Origin of the sequence: Lysinibacillus sp. NPDC093712 (genome assembly GCF_050280025.1) — a bacterium.
Lineage (GTDB): Bacteria > Bacillota > Bacilli > Bacillales_A > Planococcaceae > Lysinibacillus.
On sequence record NZ_JBNNUU010000002.1, the window covers coordinates 507,181 to 521,022 of the forward strand.

13 protein-coding genes are annotated in these 13,842 nt (G+C 37.2%); 1 reads left to right on the top strand and 12 read right to left on the bottom strand.

The window, feature by feature from the left end:
- Positions 1–54 precede the first annotated feature (54 nt).
- A complete protein-coding gene (locus ACQKNX_RS10025; protein ID WP_427428753.1) occupies positions 55–1,773 on the bottom strand; it encodes an HD-GYP domain-containing protein in 1,719 nt (572 codons plus the stop codon).
- Positions 1,774–2,542: 769 nt separating this feature from the next.
- Between ACQKNX_RS10025 and ACQKNX_RS10030 the strand changes: the two genes are divergently transcribed.
- On the top strand, positions 2,543–3,973 hold the full coding sequence (locus ACQKNX_RS10030; protein WP_427428754.1) for an S-layer homology domain-containing protein: 1,431 nt from the start codon (positions 2,543–2,545) through the stop codon (positions 3,971–3,973).
- 34 nt (positions 3,974–4,007) lie between these two features.
- Here ACQKNX_RS10030 and recO read toward each other — a convergent pair whose 3' ends face one another.
- The 11 genes from recO to floA form a co-directional block, all read right to left on the bottom strand.
- The gene (gene recO / locus ACQKNX_RS10035; RefSeq protein WP_427428755.1) at positions 4,008–4,802 is read right to left on the bottom strand and encodes a DNA repair protein RecO; all 795 of its coding nucleotides are present in this window, start codon (positions 4,800–4,802) and stop codon (positions 4,008–4,010) included.
- Between the two features lie 179 nt (positions 4,803–4,981).
- Entirely contained in the window at positions 4,982–5,899 is a 918-nt protein-coding gene (gene era / locus ACQKNX_RS10040; protein WP_427428756.1) for a GTPase Era, read from the bottom strand.
- Entirely contained in the window at positions 5,886–6,299 is a 414-nt protein-coding gene (locus ACQKNX_RS10045; RefSeq protein WP_340823628.1) for a cytidine deaminase, read from the bottom strand. Before ACQKNX_RS10045 ends, era begins: the two co-directional genes overlap by 14 nt.
- Positions 6,300–6,540: 241 nt before the next feature.
- Entirely contained in the window at positions 6,541–6,891 is a 351-nt protein-coding gene (locus ACQKNX_RS10050) for a diacylglycerol kinase family protein (protein WP_340823627.1), read from the bottom strand.
- Positions 6,892–7,365: an rRNA maturation RNase YbeY gene (gene ybeY, locus ACQKNX_RS10055; protein ID WP_427428757.1), complete on the bottom strand. Its 474-nt coding sequence runs from the start codon at positions 7,363–7,365 to the stop codon at positions 6,892–6,894.
- 9 nt (positions 7,366–7,374) lie between these two features.
- Positions 7,375–9,495, bottom strand: coding sequence for an HD family phosphohydrolase (locus tag ACQKNX_RS10060; protein ID WP_427428758.1), 2,121 nt, complete (start codon positions 9,493–9,495; stop codon positions 7,375–7,377).
- A gap of 433 nt (positions 9,496–9,928) precedes the next feature.
- The gene (locus ACQKNX_RS10065; RefSeq protein WP_172772085.1) at positions 9,929–10,885 is read right to left on the bottom strand and encodes a PhoH family protein; all 957 of its coding nucleotides are present in this window, start codon (positions 10,883–10,885) and stop codon (positions 9,929–9,931) included.
- Positions 10,886–10,887: 2 nt separating this feature from the next.
- Positions 10,888–12,000, bottom strand: coding sequence for a sporulation protein YqfD (locus ACQKNX_RS10070; protein WP_427428759.1), 1,113 nt, complete (start codon positions 11,998–12,000; stop codon positions 10,888–10,890).
- Positions 11,990–12,250, bottom strand: a complete 261-nt coding sequence (locus ACQKNX_RS10075) for a hypothetical protein (protein ID WP_401010553.1) — start codon at positions 12,248–12,250, stop codon at positions 11,990–11,992. The genes ACQKNX_RS10070 and ACQKNX_RS10075 overlap by 11 nt, the downstream gene beginning before the upstream one ends.
- Positions 12,251–12,305: 55 nt before the next feature.
- Positions 12,306–12,806 carry a hypothetical protein gene (locus tag ACQKNX_RS10080; RefSeq protein ID WP_427428760.1) on the bottom strand — a complete coding sequence of 167 codons (501 nt, stop codon included), beginning with the start codon at positions 12,804–12,806 and terminating at the stop codon, positions 12,306–12,308.
- A 27-nt stretch (positions 12,807–12,833) separates the two neighbouring features.
- Positions 12,834–13,838 carry a flotillin-like protein FloA gene (gene floA / locus ACQKNX_RS10085; protein WP_340823620.1) on the bottom strand — a complete coding sequence of 335 codons (1,005 nt, stop codon included), beginning with the start codon at positions 13,836–13,838 and terminating at the stop codon, positions 12,834–12,836.
- Between the last annotated feature and the right edge of the window lie 4 nt (positions 13,839–13,842).

Genomic DNA, 13,842 nt, shown 5'->3' on the forward strand with positions numbered 1-13,842 from the left:
CCTTTTTATAGATACAAAAATAAAAACCAAATCAAGTTTTGATTTGGCCATGTGCTATGCTTTTAACGATATAAATAAACGCTCCTGCATTTTTTCCTCAAATAAAAACTTTTTCATACTCATTCCAACTAAGTTTACTAATAGTTCCTCAATATCACTTAAAGAATAATATAAAAATGTGCCTTCACGCATAGGGCGAACTCTTTTGTCTATCGTTAGTTCTTCCTCGATAAAGTAGGCAACATTGACCCCGCAATGCTCCATCAGTTGTGTAATACGTTGATCGTCGCCAGGATTAATAAAGAACGGCACAATCTTATCAATATACAAAATACTCTGAACAAGTTTAATAAAAAAGTTCTCACGCATAGAAGTTTCAACAACTAAAATTGTTGTTTGCTCATGCTGATAATCCATGTACAAAACACTTAATTGCTCTTCCAATAGTTTCTTTAATATATGAATAGAATTTTTAAATTTCTTCATATCTGTTTGAATTTCTCGAGTTAGTAGCCGTAGAATACGATAGGCAGGTAGGAAGATTTTTAAAACAATTTCTTTTGGATGTAAATGATCGATTAATTTATTGAAATATACTTTTAAAGTATTTTCATCATTTCGTATCAACTGTTCGATAAATAAGTTGAAAATTTCTTCAAAACTATTTGCACGATAATCAATCATTTTAACAATCTTTATACTATAATTCAGGGGTAAATTCATGGACGTTTGCTCATCTAATAATTTTACTTTCGGTAACGTTGGAAATAAATCATAGACAAGCTCTACTTGCGCACTACGATTATCAGATAATAACACAACTGAGTTTACAGGATAAATGCCAAGACACTCTACAAATTTATGCATAAACTTTTCATTATATAAATGTCGATCTCGATATAATACAGCTAAAGCATCTGTTGCGTTATACCCCGAATGATATACACGCTTTGAGGTCATCGCCGAATAGACATCAATAATTTGTAATAGTTGAACGCCATCACTCATCTTATCTGCACATAGTTGATTTGGATACCCTTTTCCCGCAAAACGTTCGTGGTGATCACGTGCTAAATAAGCGATATCCGCTTCACCATTTTCTAGAAGTAGCTCATAGCCTTTTGTTGTATGTGTTTTGACAATATCAAATTCGTCTTCTGACAGCTTTCTTTTTAAACTTAGTATCTCTTGTGGAATAAATACTTTTCCAATATCATGAAATAAATAACCACGTGCTAGCATCTCTATGTCCGCTAAGCCTAATTGCCGCGCAAAAATAGTTCCCAGTACAAAGGCATCAAATGAATGGACAAACGAGTACTCATCCCATTCTCTTAAACGTATTAGTAAATCGTAGCGCTGTTTTTTTTCTAAAATTCGCTCAAACACGCCTCTGACAAATGCTGTGTCTTGTGTACTTTTTAAAATTTGGCCATAACGCAATTCGTGCACAACACTTTCTAATGTTGTCATAAATAGATTGTTGACCGCTACTTTATATTCATCTATTTCCTCTTTTTGTTCTAAAAGCGGTGCAAATACATCCTCATACTCTCTTGTACGCTGTAAACTTAAATCATGAACAACCCTTACTGAATCAGAAGATAAAAAAACTGATAATTCTTCTACTTTTCTCAGTTTAAGTAATGCAATAATTCTCTCAGTTAGCACTAAATCTTTTTTAGCCAATAGGCGATACTCGGAAAAAATATCTTCTGCTAAAATATCGTTCGCTTCTACTTCGTCAATACTTAATGTCACTTTTCTTAGCATTTATTCAGCCACACACGCGTCTTTACAGCATTATGTGACCTCCCTCCCTTTTCCATAGGACTGCATTCATCTAATAACGCACTATTGTACGTTTTGCTGATAGAGGCACGGTTTTCATATATATGTGTTAAATTAAATAATCCAAACTAGTTTTCCAAGTAATTAATTAGTATAATTATACAAAAATAACTAATATATATTTTCTTTATCTTTACAATATCATAGGTTAAAATGCCTTTTCAACTAGTATATGGGATTGAAATGATTAGTTAATACTATGTATATATTATAAACTATTTAAAAATTAGTTCTTTTTATTCATTAATTTATTAAATTCCAGTATTTCACCCAATTAATTTCCCGTTCATTTGACCTATTTTTATAAAATGCAAAGTTTTTATTTACAAAAAATAACTATTTTTTTATTAATGTAACATATAGCTAAAAAAACAAATTTTTTCTCACTAATTCATTCAGTGGACGTTCTACTAATCTTATTTTCCTAATAATGAGAAGATTTCATATCAATGTACACCACATAATTCCCATTTTATAGTGGATAATATTCCCTCTATTCTCACCTTCAACAATTTGATATAAATATATTATTATAGTTAATCTTTTATGTTAAAGTTCGTTTTTTTAACAATACATAGTAATACCAACCATTCACAATCAATCGTCCGGAAGTTTGAAACTGTACATAGGAAGGATTCTTACTAAAAAGAAAATCGCTATAAATGTATATCTATTCATTGGAGGAAACAAATTGAATACTCATCGTTTTTATCAAATGGCTTTGGCCGCAACTTTAGCAACAAGTGCTATTGTTATAGCCCCCCCAGCAGCTAATGCCGCTTCCTTATTTCCCGATATTAATCCATCTACAGAGGAAGGCAAAGCAATTATTAACTTAGCCGATCGTGGTATAATTTCTGGTTATCCTGATGGCACGTTCAAACCCGCAAATTTTATTACTCGTACACAGGCAGCTAAAATTTTAGCAGGCATTTTACATCTAGATACTGTTCATGTAAAAAATCCTCACTTTAAGGATATTACCCCTGATAACGAAAACTATGGTGCAATCGCTGCACTTGCAGAGGCAGGGATCATTAGTGGCTCTAATGGTTATTTTAATCCGACAAAACAAATTACACGTGGTCAACTATCCAAAATGCTTGTAAAAGGCTTCGATTTAACAATCACTGACGATATAGATACACCTTTTACAGATGTAAAGGCTGGCAGTGAATATGAGCCGTATATTCAAACATTATTTGCTAATAACATTACAAAAGGTACGACGCCTACTACCTTTGGACCTCAAAGCTATGTAAAACGTTCTCAACTAGCCTCTTTTGTAGTGCGCGCTGAAAACACTCAAAATAATGCGATGATTCATGCAGATCATTATAATCAGGACTTTATTTTTGCATCATATGGCGGGATAGAACCAGCGGAGGATATTTTCACTTGGGATGACGAACAAGCGATAACAAATACCATTACAATCAAGCCATTAAAAGAAGGCACTGGTAAATTGGTTATCACTGGTTTTAACGAAGATACAGAGGAATTTACAGATATCTTTTTCTTAGTTCATGTGAAATCCGTAAATGGTAAGCTGCAAGCTACGCTAGAAGAAGTAAATGAAGGAGATTATTTAGAAAATCTACCGCTTAATCTAAATGAAACGGATTTAACGTTCACACCAACAGAAGTAAGTATTCAAACAGCTGATGGCCAAGCGCTATCTTCAGATTCCTTTGCATTCGATACTAAAGATAACATCGCAACATTATCCATATTTAAAGATGGACAATACTTATTAACTTTTACAAATGGTACACAACAACAAACAATGGCGGCTGATGTGTATACGTATGATTTTGTACGTAGTATTGACCTTTACGAAATTACAAATGAATTAACGTTTACAAGCGATTACTTTACTTTTGAGCCTGTGCAAGTTGCATTAGAAGATTTAGATGATAGCTCTGATCCAACACACAAAGTACCAGTCAAAGCAGTAATCGATGGCAACAAATTGATTGTCACGCCATTAGCAGAAGGCAATGCCGTGTTACACGTAACTGGAAAAAATGGAGAAACTGCATATTTAAATGTTGAATTTATGAAAATTGCAGGTAAATGGGCTACTTATTACGGTTTATACGATGATTCCGATGACTATTAATACATTAGAATTTTAAAAAATGCCAGAGGACATATTAGTTGTCCTCTGGCATTTCTGTTTTGTCATTAGATGGTCTTAACTGTAATTCAGGTGTTCTTTCTAATTGCTCTATGAATTTCTTTGTCTTAAAGCGGATACCGGTTTGTTCCTCATAAATGGTTGTAATAATTTTTTTAATGAAATATTTTGTTTCTTTTTTTAATTCTAGTTTGCCGATTTGATCTATTGGAACTGTATAAAACATGCGAATCAGCTTTAGCTGTGTTGGTGTTAGTCGAATAATATATGGATCGTGCTGATAACAACGATGACATAGGAAGCCCCCTTGTGCAAAGGAAAAGGCAAATTCCCCATCAACTGCTCCACATGATGCACAAGCATGGAGTATTGGTTGTACACCTGTGTAGGGCAACATCTTCCACTCTACAAAAAGTGTAATGGCTTCCGGATCATAGCCATCTTCAATTGCTTGTAATGCTTGTAGGAGTACTTCAAATGCAAAAGGCTCAGCCTTCCCTTCTTCCACAACACGTTCGATTAGTTCCATTATATAGCTTGCATAAGCAGTTGCTACAATATCCTCACGTATATGACGCATTGAATTTAGATGCTCTCCTTGTTGCAATGTGCCCATACCTGTATGATGCTGTACCATAAACATCCCATATGTAAATGGCTGTGTCACCGCAGATAATCTGCTTGAAGGCTTTTTCGCACCTCGCGCCATTGTTGCCACTTTACCGGCTTCTCTCGTTAATAGCGTCACAATTTTATTTGATTCTCCGTATGCACGAACCTTTAACACAATGCCTTCCCATTTATAAAGCATCAATCCTCCTCCTTCCTGCAAGTTTTCAAAGAAAATAGAGCTCTCCAAACAGTATTTGGACAGCTCTTTTTTACTATTTCCTGTATAGCTAAAAGCATCCCTTCAGCTGACGCTTTGTCCACTTCAGAAATCGAAAAAATTTATAATCTCAACTAAGCAATTAAGCCACGCGAAGAAAATTAATATTCATCATCGCGGAATCCAAAATCACGAAGATGCGTCGATTTATTACGCCAATCTTTTTGCACTTTTACCCAAAGCTCTAAATACACTTTAGATCCAAGTAGCATTTCTATATCTTTACGAGCACGGATACCTACTTCTTTCAGTAGTGCACCATGTTTACCTATAACAATACCTTTTTGAGAATCACGTTCTACAATAATTGTCGCCGCTACACGGATTTTACCTTCTGTTTCTTCATCACGACGAATTTTATCAATGACTACCGCTATAGAATGTGGTATTTCCTCACGCGTTAAGTGTAACACTTTTTCACGAATCAACTCTGAAATAATAAAGCGTTCTGGGTGGTCTGTTATTTGATCGGCAGGATAATATTGTGGACCTTCGGGTAAATATTTTGTTAAAGTTGCTAGTAAGTTTTCAACGTTATTACCTTGAAGTGCGGAGATCGGCACTATTTCTGCAAAGTCATAACGCTCCTTATAGCTGTCGATAATACTCATTAATTCATCTGGGTGAATTTGATCGATTTTATTAATTACTAAAAATACAGGTGTTGGATTGCCTTCAAGCATTTCTAAAATAAACTCGTCACCTTTACCGAGCTTTTGCTCAGCGTTTACCATAAACATAATAACGTCTACTTCACGTAATGTATTTTTCGATACTTTTAACATGAAATCGCCTAGCTTATGTTTTGGCTTATGGATACCTGGTGTATCAATAAAGATCATTTGGCTATCGTCTGTTGTAAGTACGCCTTGTACTTTATTTCGTGTTGTTTGTGGCTTATCGCTCATAATGGCAATTTTTTGACCAATGACTCTGTTTAAAAAGGTAGACTTCCCGACATTTGGTCGTCCAATAATTGAGATAAAGCCTGACTTATAGCCAGTATTATTTTCCAGCATTCTCTAAATCCTCCGTTGTAAATGCAAACGGTAGTAACTCGCCAACTGACGTTACCGTGACATCACCATTTAAATTTGTTAAATATACAGGCATAGATGGCTCACAAAACTCCATCATTACTTGGCGACACGCACCACAAGGGGCACAAGGGCCGTCCGTATCAGCTACAATAGCAATCGCCTCAAAATCATAAACACCTTCTGAGACTGCTTTGAAAAACGCCGTACGCTCTGCACAATTCGTCATACTATACCCTGCATTTTCAATATTACAGCCATGGATGACATCCCCGTTTTTTGTTAAAAGCGCAGCACCCACTTTAAATTTTGAATAAGGCACATATGCCTTCTCGCGTGCTTTTTTAGATTCTTCTAGTAACGCATGCATATCCATCTTCATCTATGCTAATTCTCCTCTACATAAAAATCAATTATGCCTTTATTAACTAGGCACTCTTTAATGAATTAGGCTAACGCGTAATTCCGTCCAGATTTTTTCGAGTGTACTCGAAATGCCACCCTAAAATCTGTGACATGCTCCTCGCCTTTATATAGCCAAAGTTAAAACTCTCTCTAAATTTAGTGCACAATTGGCATTCATTCCCCACTTTTAAAGGTGATGGACTTTTGCTAAAAACAAGTTAAAACCATTTTGGTATAAAGATTAGTAAACCGATTATAGCACTGAATACCGCAAATACAAGCACCGCACCTGCTGCAATATCTTTTGCTTGCTTAGCAAGTGGGTGAATGTCTGTTGAAGCTAAGTCTACAACTCGTTCAATCGCGGTATTCATCATTTCAAGCGCAAACATCAGTGCTATTAATAATAGCACAATAAACCATTCTACTCGTGATAAACCTGTGAAATAACCAGCAATTAAAACAATGCCCGCACTAAGCAAATGTGATTGAAAATTTTGCTCTTTACATGCTGTGATTATCCCTTCAAAAGCATATCCAAACGAACGTAAATATTTGCGTAAGTCCATTTAGTCACGTCCTAAGCCATAAGATTGTAAAATCTCCTCTTGCTTACCGAACATCACCTTTTCATCCTCTGGTACCATATGGTCATAACCTAATAAGTGCAAGAAGCCATGGACAGCTAAAAAGCCCAATTCTCGCTCAAATGAATGTCCATATTCCTCAGCTTGCTCCTTTGTGCGATCCGTTGAAATGATAATATCACCTAAAATACGTGGCATTCCTTCAAATGTTACTTCCATTTCACCTTCGCCTAATTCTTCTAAGGCGAATGAAATAACATCCGTTGGTTGATCTTTACCGCGATAGTCTCTATTAATTTCTTGGATAGCTTCGTTTGTCACAAAGGTTACTGATACCTCTGTTTCAGGTTCAATCTTTTCTACTTTTGCAGCATGTTGTATAAGCTTCTCCACGAGCTCCATATGTTGTGCAGTTACTTCATTTGTTTCATCTGTAAAATCAATCGTTAAAATCATGAGTGCCTCCTACTTATCTGCCTTTGGATATTCAATACGTGAATGGAAAATCCCATTTAACGTCTCACAAAGTACTTGCTCTATACATTTTAACTCTTTTATCGAAATATCGCATTCATCAAACTGATGGTCCTGTACACGATCATCAATAATAGCACGCACGAGCTTGTGAATTTTCTCAGCATTTGGTTCCTTCATTGAACGAACCGCCGCTTCCACACTGTCTGCTACACTAATTACGGCAGCCTCTTTCGTTTGTGGTTTCGGTCCTGGATAACGGAACTTTGCCTCATCAATCACTTTTCCCTCTTCCTTTGCTTTGTAAAGGAAAAATTTAAGTAGGCTTGTCCCATGGTGTTGTAGCGCTATATCGATGATTTCTTGCGGCATTTTATACCGTCTTAGCATTTCAGCTCCATCAGTAGTATGTGCAATAATTATTTCTGCACTAGTTTCTGGAGGCATTGAATCGTGTGGATTTATACTTGACATTTGATTTTCAATAAAGAAAGCTGGACGCTTTGTCTTGCCAATATCATGATAATAACAGCCGACTCTAGCTAGTAATCCGTCTGCCCCAATAGCTTCGCATGCAGCTTCAGCTAAATTTGCCACCATTACACTATGATGATATGTGCCAGGTGTTTCCATTAGTAGTTTTTTCAACAACGGATGATTTGGATTGGACAGCTCGATTAAACGCAATGTCGATAGTAAACTAAATGCCGACTCAAAAAATGGTAATAGACCCATTGTAAGTGCACCTGATAAAAGTGCCGATAATATTGCGGCTATAAAATAGAACAGCAGCTCAGACAGCCCGTACGATGATTGTGTCATCAGTAAATAAAATGCGATAAAGCCCATATTTACAAGTGATATAACAGCAACAGCCTGCAAAATATGTGAGCGCTTTTCTACACTGCGCATAAAGAATAAACTCGCAAAACCACCAAATATAATATACAAGGTAATTTCCATCTGCATCACTGATGAATATCCTTCTTGGAAAATAACCCCTGCTGAAGCAGCAGTCATAACGGTAATTAATACCGCCGCCCGATCATCTGCTAACAATCTGACAAGCATTGTAGCTAGTGCAGTTGGGAATAAAAATGCAACCGTCACATCAAATCCATCTGCCACTAAGCTTATAAACTTCATTAGAAGAATTGAAAAACTATACACAATAACCGTTACGAGCAATGCATTGCGCTTTTTGGGTTCTTCGATTTCCCAGCGATCAAATAATATATACATGAATATCAGTTGAAGGAAGGTTAAAATAATCAACCCTGCAATCGGCTTCATTGATGCTTTATTACTCACCATTCCGAGTAGCTCTAATTGCCTAAATGTTTCATTATCAATAATCTGACCTTCCTGTACAATAATTTGACCTTGGAGTATACGCGTTGGTTCAACTGCTTCCTTAGCTTGCTCTATTCTAACTTTTGTTTGTTCCTCATTGATTGTTTCGTTCTCAACAATACTTGCACGTCCAATTAATATGACTGTGCTTAAAATCTTATCAGGATAGCCACGCTGTCCACGAATTTTTGTTTCAAAATCATTTTGAGCAGCTAACACATTTTCTTTACGAATTGATTTTTGTAAATATTCTTGTACAAGTTTTGAAAGTTGTACGCTTGTTCGCTTTAAATCCGTTTCACTTTGTTGTAATAAGCCTTCAAGCTGTGCATCTGTAAAAATGACAGGCATTTGATCAACATCAATAGATTCTAATTTTTTGCGGAGCTTTGCCACTTGGTCGACTTCTGCATCGGGATCTTTATTGCTATCAACAGCCTTTTTCACTTCAAGCACATAATCAAATAGAGACGTCACGATCGCTACACGTTGTTTTGCAACGTCTTCTGAAAATTGATAGACGGGCGAAACTGCATTGGCAGCCTTTTCTCGTTCCTGCTGAGTCTTAACTGTATCTTCAATTGTTTTCGTAGACCTTACTGTTTCTGATGCAAGTTGCAATGGTTTAAAATCGTATGTAACACCCTTTACATTGCCATACATAAATGTAAACTGTAATGCCCCTGTAAGGATGAGAACGACAATCAAAAAGTAGCGAAACCCAATAAGCTCCGTAATTTTTCGAAGTTGTTTCTCCATTTGGCACCTCCTCTATCTATCTCCTATCATACCAATTCAAAAAACATTTTTCCCGAAAAATGTATAAGAAAGCAAAAAAACAGCTATACGCATTTGTATAGCCGTCACATTTTTCATTTTTCAACCTTAAATATGCATAAATCGCTGGATTTGTCGCTTCATTTTTGGTATAGGTTATTGCAGTTAATTTCCGCTGCGGGCGGGCGCTTTCCGCGGGCACACTGTAAGCCACAACCGTCGCTGTCGCGCCGTCTGTTGCGTCTTACATTTTGTGCTGTTCCCGCAGGAGTCGCCCACCCTCCGCTCTAATCAACAAGTATTAGTTTCTATTACAGATAACTAAGGTTAGGATTAAGCACAATATCGTTCTTCTGTTGTACCTGTCGCTTCGCTTTCGGTACAGACTTTAAAATAACCGCCTTAGGCGGTTATTTTAAAGCTGTTGATCCTCATAAGCTTTAATGATTTTTGCTACGACTGGATGGCGGACTACATCGCCTTGTTCTAGAATTTGGAAATGTATTGAATTGACATATTTTAATGTGCGTTCAGCAACAATTAATCCAGACTCTGTATTTTTAGGAAGGTCAATTTGCGTTTTGTCGCCAGTAATAACCATTTTCGAACCAAATCCAAGTCGTGTTAAAAACATTTTCATTTGCATATGTGTTGTATTTTGTGCTTCATCTAGAATGACAAAGGCATCATCTAATGTACGTCCACGCATATAGGCTAAAGGCGCGATTTCAATCGTTCCTCGCTCAATTAGGCGTTGCGTTTGTTCCGTGCCATATATATCGTTTAACGCATCGTAGAGCGGTCGTAAATATGGATCGACCTTTTCCTTTAAATCACCTGGAAGGAAGCCTAGAGACTCTCCTGCCTCCACTGCAGGACGTGTTAAAATAATACGCTTTACATGCCCATTTTTAAGTGCTTGCGTAGCCATTACTACCGCTAAATACGTTTTTCCGGTACCGGCTGGACCAATACCAAAAACAACGTCTTTGTGACGAATCGCTTGTATGTATTCTCGTTGACCTATTGTTTTTGCACGTATCGGTTTCCCTTTTGTCGTGCGTGCAATTTCTTCATCATAAAGTTCTGCAAAATATTCAATTGTCCCTTTTTGTGTCATTTCAATTGCCGTTGCTACATCACGCTGATCAATATTAATTCCTTTGCGAATAACTTTTAATAATGCGTGTAGAAGATATGTTGCCTGTTCTTTTGCCTCTTCTTCACCTGTAAGCTGGATTTGCTCACCGCGTGTAATGATATGGACATGAAGAGCCTCTTCAATTAATTTCATATTAGCATCGGAAATACCTAGCAGCATCACCGCTTCATTTGGATTATCCACTTGTAATACAGTTAAATGTTCTGACATAATCATTCTCCTTGTGGCCCTTGTATTGGACTTGCAATGTTTTCGTTGACTAAAAATAGAACTTTCCCTTCAACTGTACCATTCCCCCACTTCGCCTGTAAAAGGTTTTCTTTTTTAATAACTGTTTTTGCAGGGAGTGATTGAAGCATTTTTTCATGTAGCAGTGGCATTAACAAAGTATCTATTTTTGATTCATCTAATTTAATTTCCACTGTTTTTGTTTGCTGTTCTTCCACAATCGAAACATAAGGATCTAGCCAATTTGGTAAGTCTTTCTTTTGTACGTAATCAATCGCTTCTTTATGAATACCCTTAACTACTACACGCCACTGCTTTTGTTGCATAGATTCAAGTGTTAGCTTTGTTGGAATTTTAAATGTGCATTCAAGCCAATAGTCCGCAAAAACCTCTCCCTTTGCCCCAACAAAGACATGATCGTCACCACTGTCAATTACACCACTTACGAGGACGTCACCTTCATAAGCTGTATCATTGACAGAAATTTTCCGTTCACCATGTTGAATGTTAAAGTTTGTGATGACACCGCTTTTAGTAGCAACTAAATGTGTTGCAAGTTTTTCAGTTGTCAATTCTGTAGTTTTTGGAGATTCCTGTGGTCTTAGCGTAATACGACCACCGTGTTTTTCAATATGCACCCACGCTAGATCGCGATGTTTTTCTAACAGACTCTGCCGAATTACAGCATCAGAAGGTAATACTTTTTTAGTCATCGGTGTTTCTAGTTGAAAAGTTTCTTGAAACGTTTTCTCGATTTGTTGCTGTAGCTCTGGTGTAGCCGCTTCAATATCAACGCGCCAAATTACTTGCGCACAAAGTAATGGTATTAAAATCATGACAAACAGCCCGAGCAGTGTCCAAAGTTGTGCCCGAAAAACTTGAAGCTCATCTGCATAATGAACAGTCATTTTTAGCCGATACCGACTACGTATACGGCGAATTTTTGGCAAATAACCCATATTCGTTTCAAATGTAACTTCTTGATCTCGAAAGACAACACGCTTTAAAGGTACTTGTTGCGCATGTAATGCTTGAATAAAAGGATGAACATTTTCATGGCGCTTTATACGTATTATAATTGGTCGATTATTCCACATTCTTGCTCACACCCATATCTTTAGTCATTTTTACATGTAATTCTTGTAAATCCTCTACTGAAAGATGGAGCATTTCTTCCTTTATTGCATTTATTGCAACCGATTTTCCACGCACGATAATATGATAATCAGCATAAATAAACGAGCACGATGTAGCGTCAGCATGTAAAAAGCGATAAGGGCCTATAATTTTTAATGTTTCATACTGTGTTAATTCAAGTAGTGGCGTTAATTGAAATAATTTTTTCATAAAAAAATGCCTCCTTCTTCGGCAATATATGCGCCAAAAAAGGAGGACATGCTAGTTATTTTCGTTTTGCTTTTGGTGGGCCTAAAATTTCAGCCATCACCACTGCTTGCACCAATGCTTTTTGAGAATTCGGTAGCTGAAATCCATTATTTGTAGTTGCAACTGAGATGTCTTTTTTCCCAGCAGCCATACGCCCAAGACTAGGACGATCGGTTTTACGACTCGACTGCTCAGTTGGAATAAGCGGTGGGGCAACATAGCTAGGAATATGCTCCTTCACTTTTTCTCTTACTGGCTCCAGTCGTTTTTCTGTGTCATTTTCTGTCGCAAATTCCGTTTTTAGCTCCCCTACAAATTCACGCGCAAAGTCTTCAAAGCTTTGCCTTTTAGTAGTTGGGCGACGATGCGTTGGCTCATCTACTTCCATTTGAGAGGAAGGTTGCGATGGAGCAGTTTTATTGAAAGGGGGCATTGGTTTTTGTTCTTTTTTATTTTTAGATTTTCCGAAAAGAGAGCTGACTATGGCAATAATTGCAATTATAATAAGTTGTTCCATTTGTTAGCACTCGCTCCTTTCCGTTATTTATACTTTTGGTTCATTTGGGTCTGATTTATCTGTACTTACTTTTGAAATGGAGTCACGCATAGCCGTATCAGCTTGTATATTACGGTAATTCATATAGTCCATAATACCAAGGTTACCAGAACGTAAAGCTTCTGCCATCGCTTGTGGTACTTCTGCTTCTGCTTCTACTACTTTCGCCTTCATTTCTTGAACGCGGGCAATCATTTCTTGCTCATTTGCTACAGCCATTGCACGACGTTCTTCTGCTTTCGCTTGGGCAATGTTTTTATCTGCTTGCGCTTGTTCAATTTGTAATTCTGCACCAATATTTTTACCGATATCCACATCCGCAATGTCAATGGATAAGATTTCGAATGCTGTCCCAGAGTCTAGGCCTTTAGATAACACTGTTTGGGAAATCATATCTGGATTTTCAAGGACTGTTGTATGGCTTGATGCACTACCGATTGTCGAAACGATACCTTCACCTACACGGGCAATAACTGTTTCCTCACCTGCACCACCGACTAAACGTTCGATGTTTGCACGTACAGTTATACGTGCCTTCGCTTTTACTTCAATCCCGTTCATTGCAACACCTGCAATAAATGGTGTTTCAATTACTTTTGGGTTAACAGACATTTGTACCGCTTCTAATACATCACGCCCTGCAAGGTCAATTGCAGCACAACGTTCAAACGTTAATTCAATATTAGCACGGTGAGCAGCAATCAGCGCATTTACGACACGGTCTACATTACCACCTGCTAAATAGTGACTTTCTAATTGGTTAATCGTCACTGGTAAGCCTGCTTTATGTGCTTTGATTAACGGATTAACGATACGTGATGGAATTACACGACGTAAGCGCATCCCGATTAATGTGAAAATACTAACGCGGACACCTGCAGCAAGTGCGGAAATCCACAACGCCACTGGTACAAAAGTAAAGAATACAGCGACGACAATAAATAATAGGACTAGCCCGACTATTGGACCAATTAAAGCTAAATCAAATCCCATGTTG

What these genes read in the sequence shown, in the direction of transcription:
- ACQKNX_RS10060 (WP_427428758.1), bottom strand. Translation starts at nt 9,495, where the DNA reads ATGGAGAAACAACTTCGAAAAATTACGGAGCTTATTGGGTTTCGCTAC.
- ACQKNX_RS10045 (WP_340823628.1), bottom strand. Translation starts at nt 6,299, where the DNA reads ATGAAGATGGATATGCATGCGTTACTAGAAGAATCTAAAAAAGCACGC.
- ACQKNX_RS10075 (WP_401010553.1), bottom strand. Translation starts at nt 12,250, where the DNA reads ATGAAAAAATTATTTCAATTAACGCCACTACTTGAATTAACACAGTAT.
- ACQKNX_RS10080 (WP_427428760.1), bottom strand. Translation starts at nt 12,806, where the DNA reads ATGGAACAACTTATTATAATTGCAATTATTGCCATAGTCAGCTCTCTT.
- recO (WP_427428755.1), bottom strand. Translation starts at nt 4,802, where the DNA reads ATGCTTTATAAATGGGAAGGCATTGTGTTAAAGGTTCGTGCATACGGA.
- era (WP_427428756.1), bottom strand. Translation starts at nt 5,899, where the DNA reads ATGCTGGAAAATAATACTGGCTATAAGTCAGGCTTTATCTCAATTATT.
- ybeY (WP_427428757.1), bottom strand. Translation starts at nt 7,365, where the DNA reads ATGATTTTAACGATTGATTTTACAGATGAAACAAATGAAGTAACTGCA.
- floA (WP_340823620.1), bottom strand. Translation starts at nt 13,838, where the DNA reads ATGGGATTTGATTTAGCTTTAATTGGTCCAATAGTCGGGCTAGTCCTA.
- ACQKNX_RS10050 (WP_340823627.1), bottom strand. Translation starts at nt 6,891, where the DNA reads ATGGACTTACGCAAATATTTACGTTCGTTTGGATATGCTTTTGAAGGG.
- ACQKNX_RS10070 (WP_427428759.1), bottom strand. Translation starts at nt 12,000, where the DNA reads ATGTGGAATAATCGACCAATTATAATACGTATAAAGCGCCATGAAAAT.
- ACQKNX_RS10025 (WP_427428753.1), bottom strand. Translation starts at nt 1,773, where the DNA reads ATGCTAAGAAAAGTGACATTAAGTATTGACGAAGTAGAAGCGAACGAT.
- ACQKNX_RS10065 (WP_172772085.1), bottom strand. Translation starts at nt 10,885, where the DNA reads ATGTCAGAACATTTAACTGTATTACAAGTGGATAATCCAAATGAAGCG.